11 protein-coding genes are annotated in these 12,754 nt (G+C 63.9%); 6 read left to right on the top strand and 5 right to left on the bottom strand.

Annotated features, from left to right (window positions below):
- The first annotated feature begins 30 nt into the window (after nucleotides 1–30).
- Both G1C98_RS00775 and G1C98_RS00780 read left to right on the top strand, forming a co-directional pair.
- Nucleotides 31–1,029, top strand: a complete 999-nt coding sequence (locus tag G1C98_RS00775) for an NAD(P)H-dependent glycerol-3-phosphate dehydrogenase (RefSeq protein WP_169078325.1) — start codon at nucleotides 31–33, stop codon at nucleotides 1,027–1,029.
- A 16-nt stretch (nucleotides 1,030–1,045) separates the two neighbouring features.
- Nucleotides 1,046–2,179, top strand: a complete 1,134-nt coding sequence (locus G1C98_RS00780) for a D-alanine--D-alanine ligase family protein (RefSeq protein WP_169078327.1) — start codon at nucleotides 1,046–1,048, stop codon at nucleotides 2,177–2,179.
- A 138-nt stretch (nucleotides 2,180–2,317) separates the two neighbouring features.
- On the opposite strand, the gene G1C98_RS00785 is transcribed toward G1C98_RS00780, so the two are convergent.
- From G1C98_RS00785 to G1C98_RS00795, 3 genes are all read right to left on the bottom strand, one after another.
- Nucleotides 2,318–2,947: a TetR/AcrR family transcriptional regulator gene (locus G1C98_RS00785; RefSeq protein ID WP_169078329.1), complete on the bottom strand. Its 630-nt coding sequence runs from the start codon at nucleotides 2,945–2,947 to the stop codon at nucleotides 2,318–2,320.
- Nucleotides 2,948–3,016: 69 nt separating this feature from the next.
- A complete protein-coding gene (locus tag G1C98_RS00790; RefSeq protein ID WP_169078331.1) occupies nucleotides 3,017–4,228 on the bottom strand; it encodes a DUF2974 domain-containing protein in 1,212 nt (403 codons plus the stop codon).
- Nucleotides 4,229–4,289: 61 nt separating this feature from the next.
- Entirely contained in the window at nucleotides 4,290–5,324 is a 1,035-nt protein-coding gene (locus G1C98_RS00795) for a PfkB family carbohydrate kinase (RefSeq protein WP_169078333.1), read from the bottom strand.
- A 273-nt stretch (nucleotides 5,325–5,597) separates the two neighbouring features.
- Between G1C98_RS00795 and rpmB the strand changes: the two genes are divergently transcribed.
- The 3 genes from rpmB to rsmD all read left to right on the top strand — a co-directional run bounded on the left by rpmB (nucleotide 5,598) and on the right by rsmD (nucleotide 9,085).
- Complete coding sequence (gene rpmB / locus G1C98_RS00800) at nucleotides 5,598–5,792, top strand: 50S ribosomal protein L28 (protein ID WP_003827419.1); 195 nt, start codon at nucleotides 5,598–5,600, stop codon at nucleotides 5,790–5,792.
- A gap of 150 nt (nucleotides 5,793–5,942) precedes the next feature.
- The gene (locus G1C98_RS00805) at nucleotides 5,943–8,357 is read left to right on the top strand and encodes an ATP-dependent DNA helicase RecG (protein ID WP_169078335.1); all 2,415 of its coding nucleotides are present in this window, start codon (nucleotides 5,943–5,945) and stop codon (nucleotides 8,355–8,357) included.
- An 80-nt stretch (nucleotides 8,358–8,437) separates the two neighbouring features.
- A complete protein-coding gene (gene rsmD, locus G1C98_RS00810; RefSeq protein ID WP_169078337.1) occupies nucleotides 8,438–9,085 on the top strand; it encodes a 16S rRNA (guanine(966)-N(2))-methyltransferase RsmD in 648 nt (215 codons plus the stop codon).
- Here rsmD and trmD read toward each other — a convergent pair.
- Together trmD and G1C98_RS00820 are read right to left on the bottom strand one after the other, a co-directional pair.
- Nucleotides 9,082–9,993: a tRNA (guanosine(37)-N1)-methyltransferase TrmD gene (gene trmD, locus G1C98_RS00815; RefSeq protein ID WP_169078339.1), complete on the bottom strand. Its 912-nt coding sequence runs from the start codon at nucleotides 9,991–9,993 to the stop codon at nucleotides 9,082–9,084. The two genes, rsmD and trmD, sit on opposite strands and share 4 nt — an antisense overlap.
- Before the next feature lie 132 nt (nucleotides 9,994–10,125).
- Nucleotides 10,126–11,649 carry an aspartate ammonia-lyase gene (locus G1C98_RS00820; RefSeq protein WP_205831819.1) on the bottom strand — a complete coding sequence of 508 codons (1,524 nt, stop codon included), beginning with the start codon at nucleotides 11,647–11,649 and terminating at the stop codon, nucleotides 10,126–10,128.
- Nucleotides 11,650–11,774: 125 nt separating this feature from the next.
- Between G1C98_RS00820 and G1C98_RS00825 the strand changes: the two genes are divergently transcribed.
- The gene (locus tag G1C98_RS00825) at nucleotides 11,775–12,686 is read left to right on the top strand and encodes a LysR family transcriptional regulator (protein ID WP_169078341.1); all 912 of its coding nucleotides are present in this window, start codon (nucleotides 11,775–11,777) and stop codon (nucleotides 12,684–12,686) included.
- The last annotated feature ends 68 nt before the right edge of the window (nucleotides 12,687–12,754 follow it).

Genomic DNA, 12,754 nt, shown 5'->3' on the forward strand with positions numbered 1-12,754 from the left:
CGTTTGCGCGCAAGATAAGGAAGTAGATCAATGACAAATGTGACCGTGCTGGGCGCCGGTGCATGGGGCACCGCCTTCGGGCAGGTGCTCGCCGATGCCGGCAACGATGTGACCATGTGGGCCATCGAGCCGGAAATCGTGGAAGGCATCCGCGACCATCACCATAATGGTGTGCGCCTTCCCGTAGTGGAACAGCTGCCCGCCAACATGACCGCCACCGGCGATCGCGCCGAAGCCGTCAAGGATGCCGAGATCATCGTGGTGGCCATCGCCGCCCAGTTCGCCCGCGTGGCCCTGGCCGATTTCAAGGGCCTGATCCCGCAGGACGCGATCGTGGTGAGCCTGATGAAGGGCATCGAACGCGGCACCAACAAGCGCATGGACGAGGTCGTGCGCGAATCGCTCGACCTGGACGCCGAGCATTTCGCGGCCGTATCCGGTCCGAACCTGTCGAAGGAGATCGCCATGCGTCAGCCGGCGGCTACCGTGGTCGGCTGCGCGAATCTCGACAATGCGGAAAAGGTCGCCCGTGCCTGCACCACCGACTATTTCAAGGCGTTCATCACCACCGACGTGATTGGTCTGGAAATGTGCGGCAGCCTGAAGAACGTGGTCGCGCTCGCCGTGGGCATGGCCCGTGGCGCCGGCTACGGCGAGAACACCGCGGCCATGATCGAGACCCGCGGACTGGCGGAACTCACCGCGTTGGGAGAGGCCGCCGGGGCCGACCCGAAGACGTTCGCCGGCCTGGCCGGCGTGGGCGATCTCATCGCCACCTGCGGTTCCCCGCTGAGCCGCAACTACACCTTCGGTTCCAACCTGGGCAAGGGCATGAGCCCCGACGAGGCGGCCAAGGTGAGCAACGGCGTCGCCGAGGGCGTGCCGACCACGGCAGCCGTGGTGGCATTGGGCAAGCAGTACGGCGTTCCCACTCCGCTGGCCAGCGCCATGAACCGTGTACTTGAAGAAGGCATCTCCTGCGCCGACATGCTGGCGCAGCTCTTCGACGGCAACATCACCGCCGAGTGAAAGGAACGAAAGGAATATGGCTAAGAAACGCATCATGGTGCTGTACGGCGGTCGCGCCGACGAGCATTCCATCTCCTGCATCTCCACTGCCGGCGTACTGAACGCGATCGACACCGACCGCTTCGACGTGGTCCCCGTGGGCATCACCAAAACCGGCCAGTGGATCGTCGGCGGCGAGGACCCGCGCGGTTGGAACCTTGACGGCGGCAAGCTGCCGGAGGTCGTCGCCATGCCCGGGTCGCGCGCAGTCACGCTGGACGTCTCCCGTGGCCAGGACGGCTTCTTCGCGGATGATCCCGACCAGCCGGACCACGTGATCTCCCTTGGCCATATCGATGCCGTATTCCCCGTGCTGCACGGCGTGTACGGCGAGGACGGCACCGTGCAGGGCCTGCTGGAAATGATGGGCGTGCCGTACGTCGGGTGCGGCGTGTTCGCATCCGCGGCCTGCATGGACAAGCATTACACCAAGATCGTGCTGAATGCGGCGGGCATCCCCACCGCGCCCGGCGTCATGGTCGACGCTCGCCGTGCCACGGGCGAATCGGCGTACGAGGCTGTGAAGAAGGCCAAGCTGGAGTACCCGCTGTTCGTCAAGCCGTCGCGCGCCGGATCCAGCTTCGGTGTGACCAAGGTCGAGCAGAACGACGACGAGCAGGCGCGGATCGCCGACCTGGGAGCCGCAGTGGCCGAAGCCGGCAAGCATGACTGGAAGGTGCTCATCGAGCAGGGCATCGATGCGCGCGAGATCGAATGCGCCGTGCTGTGCGCCGCGCCCGGCGACGAGCCCGAGGCCAGCTGGCCCGGCGAGATCGTGCTGGACCACCGCGATCAGGGCGATGATCAGTTCTACGATTTTGACTCCAAGTACATGGATTCCTCCGCATCGCATGTGGAGGTGCCGGCGAACCTCCCTGTGAGCGTGCTGGAGGATGTGCGCGATGTGGCACGTCGCGCCTTCGCCGCGGTCGACGGCGCGGGTCTGAGCCGCGTCGACACGTTCGTCACCCCGGATGGCACCGTGATGGTCAACGAAATCAACACCATGCCGGGATTCACCCCGATCTCCATGTATCCCAAGGCCTGGGAGGCTTCCGGCATCGGCTACACCGAGCTCATCACCCGTCTGATCGAGGGCGTGCTGCGCTGAGCGGACGGCAATACGCCCGGCGATGCGGCTGCAAGCCGTAGGAGCGAATGAAGATGATTGAGGCGTGCGCCCGGGAAACCGGGCACACGCCTCAATTGGTATTCGTAGAGTCCGTGATGCGCGGCGATGCTTCGAGCGCTATTCGCCGGCCTTTCCGGCAGGCTTGCCCGACGGCAGGCAGTTCTCCAACAGCAGGTCGTACACCCTGGTGGCGATCGCAGTGGCATCTTTGTCGGCAAGCACTTCGCTGCCATGCGTCTCGCTCATGTGCAGCCACCGGTTCAAAATGCCCATGATGCCGCCGACGATGAAGTCCATCATGAGGTCGGTGCGCGGATCGACGTCCTCGGGTTCGCGCGACAGCACCTCCAGCAGAGCCTCACGCTCGTTGTCGTGGAACGCCTGGTAGAGTACGGGGTCGGTGTTCGGACCGACGATCATGGTCAGTCGGGCCGTGCGCTTGCGTTCCTCCTCGGTGGAGATGAGCTCGCCGACGTGCTTGCGCCAATGCTGCAGGTCGGGCACCTTGCCTGCGCCGCCGCTCTGCGCCAACGGGGAGCGGTTCACCTCATCATGAATGGCGCGATAGGCAAGATCGTCGAGTTTGTTGAAATGATAGTAGAACGAATTGCGATTCACGTTCGCCTTGCGGACGATATCGGTGACGGTGATGTTTCGGTATTTGCGTTCGCTCAGTAGCTGCCAGAAGGTGTCGATCATGCGTTGCATGGCCGACGGGGTGTCGCAATCAAGACGAGGACGGGGCATCGTTGCTCCTTTTAACAATGTGTCCATTGAGTTATCATAACTAGGCACCAATCATACTAGTTGTTGGGACTATCTGGTGATATTTCGATTGCGAGCCGTGGCCGCCGCCACCAGCATGCGCATGGCCTCCAACAAGTGCTTGCGCTCGTCGGGCGTCAACCCCACGATCGCGCCGATCATACTGGGCAGGGACAATGGCATGGAGGCGATGAGGCCGGAGAAGGTGGTGGCGCCGCTGGCATGGATCACCTGGAACAGCGCGTCGACGGCATGCTCGCGTTCCTCGCGGCTCAGCCCCGTCATCCAACGATTGAACGACGAATTGAACGTATGCGAGCTGGGTGCGATATCATCCACGCGCACGAAGGCGTCCCCTTCCACCTGCCAGGCGAAGGCGAAATGCTGCATGATGCCCTCGCAGTCGGCCTTGACCACCACACACGGCTCCGGCGTTTCCAGCACCATGCCGATAATCGACGAGTCGGGTACGATCTTATGCACCTTGCTCACCGTGGACAGATACGGTTCGCTCGTCACCACATGCTCGGGGAAACCGGGGCCGTCGAGCGAATACACGGCGGTGATGCGCTTGCGGACCTTGTTCGGCACGTTCATCGCCGCATACACCGCCGAATTGCCGCCCTTCGAATGGCCGGTCAGGATCATATCGCCGGGCCAGAGCTTCGCCACGGCGCTCACGTATTCCGCAGCCATGCATTGCGAGGGGACCGGGTATTGGAAGGCCATGTTGAAGTCCTCCTTCCAACCCACCAGCGAATCGTCGGTGCCTCGGAACGACAGCACCAGCGTGCCGTCCGGCAGCAGGAAGGTGACCGCCGCGGTCTGCGTTTGCTCGGCCGTGTCGAAACGCTCCGCGAAGGCGCCCACATGCAGCCCGGAGAAGCGTGGATTGGCGGCTACGGTGCGTACGAACGAATGGGTGATCGCGGGATCGGTGAAGTTGACGGCGTGCACCTGGTGCCGGCAGGCGTTGTCGGCACCGCCGTGCAGCACCTCGTCCATCTGCTTGAGCGTGATGTCGGAGAAGGGCGTGCGGACTAGCGCCCGAAGGGATCGGCGCGGGTCGTGCCGATCCAACGGGAAGTGGCGTACTCTGCCAAGGAACGTGCCGTACGCCTCCTGCTCGGCGTCCAGATCGGGAACAAGCTGCGGAATGTCCTCATATGCCAGTTGCGCCAGAATCAGGGCGTCCACCTCGTTGAACGGAAGTTCCTCGAACGAACGGCGCTCCTCGCGCGCGTAGTCGATGATGTTGCCCACTGCCGTCACTCCTTCAGCTTGCGTACACCGCTATTCTACGGTCGCCGTGCCGCTACGCGCCCTACTCCTCGAACAGCGCCATCGTCTCCTCATAGCTTGGGCATACCGGCACGCCGCCGTCATTATGCTGAATGGCCAGCGATGCGGCGGCATTGGCGATGCGAACGGAATCGGCCAGAGACCAGCCCTTCGCAAGCATGGCGCACATCACCCCCGTATGGCATGAGCCGGCGGAACGGGTGTGCACCGCCTTGGTGGGGAAGCCCTCGATATGCTCCACGTCGCCGCCGGGCTTGCGTACCCACGCACCCCTCGACCCGGCGCGTACCACCAGCGGCGCGCGCAAGGCATTGCCGAGTTCGTCGCACAGCAGCCGCATGGATTCGTCGAACCCGCCGCCAACGGTCATGGTCGCGCTGTCGTCGATATGCACGCCCATGCGATCCGCCAACGTCTCGGCCTCCTGCCGGTTGCAGGACCAGATGGGGCGTGCGAGCACCAGATCCTCGATGAGCTTGTCACTCACCTGATTCAGCGCATTGGTGGAATTGAGTACCAGCGTCCAGTCGCGTTGCTTGGGATCGGTGCCGGCACGGCGCAGGAACCCGTCAAGCCCGACGGCGGTCTGATTCAGCAAGGTGTTGCCGCTGATATGCACCACGGTGCCGCTGGCAGGCTTGATGGCGTCGAAGGTATGCTCGTCGCCCAGCGTTTCCGCGCCGTAATGCGCGATATAGGTCTTGCGTTCCTCCTCGTCCTTGAAGACGAGACGGAACCCCGAATCCACGTCGTCGAGATCGGGGCCGATATGCTCGATGCCGGCCCGCTTGAGCACCGTCCTGACGGCCATCGCCCAGATGCCGTCACCGATGATGCCCGCGTGCTGTGCCCGGACGCCCATGCGGCTGGCGGCGTCGAGTATGCGGTAACTGCCGCCCGGGGTGGGCTTGGTGTTCCTGGTCACCGCGAAATCGCCGGTCTGCGGCATTTCGTCCACGTCCAGCATGATGTCCATCCACACCTGCCCCAGCGAGATCACCGTGGGCTTATCGGCCGCGCTTTTGGCGCGGTCGGAGATGATGCTGCTCAGTCGCATAATATCCTCCTTGATATGGGATGCCGTGCAATCCGAATTTTTCAAGATTCTACGAGCGCAAGCTGGAAGCCAGGTGGGAATCCTATGCGCTCGGCGAACAGGCCCCGCAGTTCCTCGGTGCCGACGCCTCCCTGCGGTTTGGTGGGGATGCGCGGCATATTTGCCAATTGTCAGGGCTGGTTGTATAGTTGAGAAGTTGTGTGTTCAGCCGTTCGGCAACGTACGTCTGAATTACGCAGACTTGCAAGTCAATGTAAACGTAGGGAGACCATCATGGCAGCTCGTTGTGCAGTGTGTGGCAAGGGTCCGCAGGTCGGATACACCGTGTCCCATTCGCATATCCGCAACAAGCGCACCTTCCGCCCGAACCTCCAGCCGGTGCACACCACCGTTGACGGCGAAAACGTTCGCGTCCGCGTGTGCGTCAAGTGCCTCAAGGCCGGCAAGGTTCAGCGCGTGGCCGCGTGAGTGCGAGATACATCGCGTTAAACCCCGTTCGAGTGTTCTGCTCGGCGGGGTTTTGCTTTATCTGAACGCCTCTCCGTTCGTGCTGGCACAGTCGCCTTGCCCGAACGGTTGTCTGCGAGAGGTCTGCACGGTACGGATAATATGGGCTCCATGAGTATTTCGTTGGACACACCTCTCAGCTCGCTGCTCAGCAACAAACGGCGGGTGTCCACGCTCAAATCATTCGGCATCGTCAGCGTCAACGACGCGCTGACCTACTATCCGTTCCGCGTGACCGACCCGGTGCCGCCGCGTGCCATCCGCGAAGCCAGCCCGGGGCAGGCCATGGCGTTCGCGGCCACCGTGCGTCAATGCCGCATCATTCCGATGAACGCCAGACGCGGGTATCGTCTCGAAGCGGTGGTGGATGACGCCGACTTCGCTGCCACGCGCAAGGTTCCGGGCGGTGTGGCCCGTCTGGTGTTCTTCTCGGGGCGCAGGGGGTACGTCGATTGGATGGCCATGCGATTGGCCGAGGGAACGCAGGTAATCGCCAGCGGTGTTCCCGGCGAATACATGGGCCAGTTGCAGTTCACGCACCCGGATATCGTCACCGTGGCACCTGCCGCCGAGCAGCAGGAACCGGCGGATGGTGCCGAACCGGCGGCAGGCGCCCCGCGTCGTACGCGATCCTATGATGTTTCCACGGCCGAAGAGGGATTGGCCCGAGTCTGCCGCCCACGGCCCGTGTACCATGCGTCCGCACGACTGTCGAGCGAACGCATCCATGAGACCATCACCGGCCTGCTGTGGATGTTGGGAGGGCGTGACATGGCAGCCCCCGGTACCGACAGCATCGCGGTGATGAGTGACGAAGACGAGGAACGGTTCGCCGGAACGCTGGCCGAAGCCATTCCCGACATCCTTCCCGAACAGATCCGGACGGAACGCGGTCTTATGCATCGTGCCGAGGCGTTCCGCGCCATCCATGACCCGTCATCCGTGCAGGCATTCCACCAAGGCATAGCCACCCTGCGTTACGAGGAGGCGTTCATCTGCCAGACCGCGCTGTTGCAGGCCAGACGAGCCAACGGCGGCGCATCCGCTCACCCCTGTACGGGCGGCGATCACGATGACGGGCTGGTGGAACGGTTCATCGCTTCCCTGCCGTTCCAGCTCACCGAAGGGCAGCGGCAGGTCATCGCAGATATCCGTGCCGACATGGCGCAGAGTCACCCCATGCAGCGCTTGCTGCAGGGCGAAGTCGGCTCCGGCAAGACCGTAGTGGCGGTCGCGGCCATGCTGCAGGCCGTCGAAGCAGGGCATCAGGCCGTGCTGGTTGCCCCCACCCAAGTGCTTGCCGAACAGCATGCGGAAACCATCCGAGCCATGGTGGAGGGGCTGCGTTCCCAGGCCATCCCCGTCACCCTGATCACCGGCGGCATGAAGCTGGCCGCCCGCCGCAAGGCCCATGCCATTGCGGCAAGCGGCGAACCGGGCATCATCGTCGCCACGCATGCCGCGTTCTCCACCACCTTCCAGGCTTCCAATCTTGCGTTGGTGGTCATCGACGAACAGCACCGCTTCGGCGTGGAACAGCGAGAAAGCCTGCAATCCAAGCCGGCGGACGGCAGTACCCCGCACATGCTGGTCATGACCGCCACACCGATTCCGCGTACCGCGGCCATGACCTGGTTCGGTGATCTGGACATCTCGTGGCTCACCGAGCTGCCGGGCGGGCGCAAGCCGATCCGCACCTTCGTGATTAACGAGGCGGACGGGCACACCATGGCGAATATGTTTTCGCACATCCGTGCGCGCATCGACGCGGGGGAGCGGGCCTATATCGTGTGCGCGCGCATCGACGACCCGTCCGCAGGCGAGACGGGGCGGCAAAGCGGGGAAGGCGATGGCGCGAACGGCGCGGTGCTCGACCCCTATGCCGTCGACGATGAGACGCCGCAGCAGCGTCCGCCGCTCCATACCGTTACGGAAATCGCGGATCGCTTGCAAAAACTGCCGCAGTTCCAAGGCATCGCGTTCGCCACGCTGACCGGTCGCGACAAGGACGATGTCAAGACGCAGGTCATGGCCGATTTCGCTTCGGGCAAGACGCCGGTGCTGGTCTGCACCACCGTGATCGAGGTCGGTGTGGATGTGAAGCAGGCCAGCTGCATGGTGATTTTCGACGCCGATCGGTACGGACTGAGCCAGCTGCACCAGCTGCGTGGGCGCGTGGGGCGAGGCGGCACCGATAGCTGGGCGTTCCTGATCTCCCGTGCGGAGCCCGGTTCGACCGCCGAATCGAGGCTTGAGGTCATCCACGATTCGCTTGACGGTGCGGAAATCGCCCAGGCCGATCTGGAATTCCGTGGTGCCGGCGACGTGCTGGGCGATACGCAGTCGGGCACGCATTCGAGCCTGAAGCTGCTGCGTGTGGTCAAGGACGCCGAGCTGATCGTCGATGCACGGTCCCGCGCCGAGCGGATGCTGGCACAGGACCCGGAACTGAAGGAAAGCGTGCAGCTTGCCGGCGCCGTTCTGGACTTCACCCGAGGCAATGAGGAGTTCCTGACCAGCAACTGACCAGCCGGTCGGCCAGCAACTGACGCGGTGCCCGCCGGCCGGTCGGCTCCTGGTTCTTCCCGCCTTGTAGGCTAAGGCGTATGCGCGTGATTTCAGGACGATTCAAGGGCATGGCGTTGGCCACGCCGAAGCAGGGGACCAGACCCACCACCGATCGCACGAAAGAGGCGATTTTCTCCCACCTGGATTCGTGGGGTGTGCTGGACGATGCGCGGGTGCTCGATCTGTTCGCCGGCACCGGTGCCTTGGGAATCGAGGCGTTGAGCCGCGGTGCCCGTGAGCTGACCGCCGTGGAGGCTTCGCGGCCGGCCGCGGCGTTGATAGGAAAGACCATGGCGCAGCTCAAACGCAACCGGTCATGGTCGTCCGATCTGCGTGCGCAGGTGCTGGTCAGGAAGGCCGAGGCCGTGGCGGCCGGCACCGCGAATGCGCCATACGATGTGGTGTTCATCGACCCTCCGTACATCTTCGCCACGGAGGACTGTAATCAGCTTCTGGCGGCCTTGGCCGAGAACGGTTGGGTGAACGCGCACAGCGTGATCGTGCTTGAACGGTCCGCCCGCTCCAGCGAGCCCGCGGCACCTGCCGGCTGGGAGATCACCCAATCGCGTACGTACGGCGAGACCGCCGTGTTCTATATCGAAGCGGTTTCCGCCGATGTCGAAAGCACGGATTCCGAAGATACGGAACCCGAAGACCAGCGCGAAAGCGAAAACAGCGCCGACTAGCCGCGTTTGCGCGGGTGCTCGCCGCTGACTTCCCAGCCAAGCGCCATCAGGGTTTTGCGATCCGCCTTGTCGAGCGCCCTGCAATCAAGCTCCTCGATCAGATCGGGGCGGATTTCGTTGGTGCGTGCCAGTGCCTCGTCACGGCGGAACCGGTCGACCTTGCCGTGATCGCCGGACAGCAGCACGTCCGGCACGTGCAGGCCGCGCCACTGCGCCGGCTTGGTGTACTGGCGATGTTCCAGCAACGCGCCCTCGCCCGTATACGATTCCTCGACGATCGACTCGGGGTTGCCCATGAATCCGGGAATCAGGCGGGTGATCGCCTCAAGCATCACCGACGTGGCGACCTCGCCGCCGTTCAGCACGTAATCCCCGATGGAATATTCGCGCACATCCACGCCCCGCGCACGGTAATAGGCGGGGATTCGCGCGTCGTAGCCCTCATAGCGGCCGCATCCGAACAGCAGACGATCGGCGTGGCTGAGTTCGGTGGCGTCGCGTTGGGTGAACAGGGGAGCGGAGGGATTGGGGAAGATCAGGACGGGCTTGCCGGCAGCGGCCTCTGCCGTGGCTGCGGTTGCCGTGCCCGCATCCGTCGTCGCGGACGTATCGGCGGCATCGGTATCATCAGTATCGCCCGCATCATCGGTCATATCGACGCCCGCAACATCGCAGGCCTCCAGCCCCAGCAGTTCATCCAGACATTCCGCCCATACCACGGGCTTCATCACCATGCCGGCACCGCCGCCCACCGGCGTATCGTCCACGGAATGATGCACGTCATGCGTCCAGTCGCGCAGATTATGCGTGCGCACCTCGATGAGCCCCTTGGCTTGCGCCTTGCCGAACAGGCTCAGGTTCAATACGTCGAAATACTCGGGGAACACGGAAACGATGTCGATCTTCATAGTTACCCAGAGTAACGGGAGCGGCGGAATAGCAGGCAAACGCCGTTCGCGCCCACGCTGGGCCACACCTAGTCATGCCGATGGCGGCTGACGCGCCGCGGGCACGACGCGGGCACGAACGGTTCCGGCATATCAGTACACGCGGGTCAGGTCGCGCGGATCGAGGATCGAATCGAGGATTTCCGGGCGGATGCTGCCGTCCCTGTCAGCGGCGGCGCGCACGGTGATGTCCTTGGCCAGCGCATCCTTGGCGATCTGCACTGCCTTCTCATAGCCCACATAATCGATCAGCGACGTGGCCAGCGACGACGAGCGCATCGCCTCCTCCAGTCCGGTCTCCTTGTTCACCTTGATGCCGTTCACGCAGCGTTCGCGCAGCGTATCCATCGCGCGGGCCAGCATGTGCATGCCGGTGAGCATCGCGTGCAGCATCACCGGCTCGAACGCGTTGAGCTGCAGCTGGCCGGCCTCCGCGGCGTAGGAAACGGTGGTATCCATGCCCATCACCATGAACACGGTCTGGTTCACGCATTCCGGGATCACCGGGTTCACCTTGCCGGGCATGATCGACGAACCGGCCTGGCGTGGCGGCAGCTGGATCTCGGCGAGTCCGGCTCGCGGGCCGCTGGCCAGCAGGCGCAGGTCGTTGGCGATCTTGCCCAGGTGCAGCGCGGTGCGCTTGATCACGCCGGACAGGGTGACGAAATCACTGACATCCGAGGTGGCGCCGACCGGGTCCGACGCCGGCCGGATGGGCAGGCCGGTGAGCTTGGCGAGGTGACGTGCCGCAAGTTCGCGGAACCGAACGTCGGCGCAGATGCCGGTGCCGATCGCAGTACCGCCCAGGTTCACCACGCTGAGCGGCTCATGCTGCTGTTCCAGCAGCGCCGCATCGGATCCGAGCTGGGTGGCGAACGCGCCGAATTCCTGGCCGAAGGTCATGGGTACGGCGTCCTGCAATTGCGTGCGGCCGATCTTCACCACGGTCATGGTGCGCTGCGAGAGCGAGGAGAACGAGGCGCTGAGCTTGCGGGTGCTGTCGATCAGCGTGCGCGAGGCCTCGATGAGCGCAAGACGTGCCGCTGCGGGGTAGGAGTCGTTGGTGGACTGGGATTTGTTCACCGTGTCGTTCGGGTGGATAATCTCGTACTCGCCGCGCGGGTAGTGACCGAGTTCCAGCGCACGGTTCGCAATGACCTCGTTGACGTTCATGTTGGTGGAGGTGCCGGCACCGCCCTGCAACACGTCGATGGGGAACTGGTCGTCGAGTTTGCCGGCGATCACGTCGGCGCAGGCGCGGTCGACCAGTTCGGCCTGGTAGGCGTCGATGCCGCCAAGCTCGCGGTTGGCGCGTGCGCAGGCGCGCTTCACGGTACCGTAGGCGTGGATGATTTCCGGGTGGTCGCTCACGGTGATGCCGGAGACGGGGAAGTTGCTGATGGCGCGGAGCGTGTGGATGCCCCAGTAGGCGTTGGCCGGCACCGCCGCCGAACCGATGCAGTCGTGTTCGATGCGCGTGGGCTGCGGCTCGATGCCCGGCTCGTTCACGGTTGCCGCCGCGGTTGCTGTTTCCGCTGTGCGCGCGGCTAAGGTCTTCGTTGCGAGACGGGGCATGGTGTGGGATGCGGTGGTTGCGGTGCGCTGTGCCATGGTCATGTGTGGGTTCCTCTCGTTGCTTGTGGCGTTGCTTTGGGTGGCTTGCTCAAAACACGGCTCACCTTAAGCGCAAGTTTTGTATCGTACAAGAGGTGGATATCCTTCGTATCCCATAGGATTAGCCTATGACTATTACGCAGATACGGGCGTTCTACCTCGCCGCGACCCTGGGGTCGTTCACCGCGGCCGCGGAGTACATGGGCCTGACGCAGCCCACGATCTCCGAGCTGGTGCGCAAGGTGGAGGATCAGTACGGCATGGCGCTGTTCGTGCGCAGAGGACGCAGACTGGTGCTCACCACGGCGGGCCAGGCCTTGATGCCGTGGGCGAAGCGGCTGCTCGACGCCGAACTGGGCGCGGACAGCGCATTGACCGCGCTGAGCACCGGCGAAGGCGGCACGGTGTCGTTCGGTATCCTCAAGAACGCCAACTACTACCATCTTTCCGACCTGGCGGCGGTGTTCCGCGAGGCGCACCCGAACGTGCGCATCCGGCTGCTGGGGCAGAACTCCTTCGAGGTGGCGGATGCGGTGCGCAACGGTACGTTGGAGGCCGGCCTGCTGTGCCTGCCGGTGCCGACCGAAGGCCTGCACATCCAACCGCTGATGCGTCATGAGATCCTGTGGGCCAGCAGCAAACCCGAGCGGTGCATGCAGCCGATGCGTCTTGTCGACATGCCCAAGGAACCGCTGATCCTATACGATGCCCGCCATGGCGAGGAGGATCCGACACGACTGCAGCTCACCCAGCAGGCGCAGCAGTTCGGTGTGACGCTGGAACCGGATATCGAGGTGGAGTCGGTGGATGCCGCGATGTCGCTGGTCTCGCGCGGTCTGGGCGATTCGATCGTGCCGCAGGCGGTGGCGCAATCCGAGCATTTCCCGTCGAACATCCATGTGACCACGCTCGAATGCCCGATCTACGACACCTTTGCGCTGGTGCGCCGCGAGAACTGGGAGCTGTCGCCCATCGCCGCCCACCTTGCCGATCTTGCCGTGAGCATGCTGTTGAACAAGGTTTCCGGCGAAGTCGCCTAAAACCGTCAGAAAATCGACCGAATACAGTAAGGCTCCGAACGCAGCGTTGTGAACCGCGTTCGGAGCCT

Source organism: Bifidobacterium erythrocebi (genome assembly GCF_012932675.1).
Classification (GTDB): Bacteria; Actinomycetota; Actinomycetes; order Actinomycetales; family Bifidobacteriaceae; genus Bifidobacterium; species Bifidobacterium erythrocebi.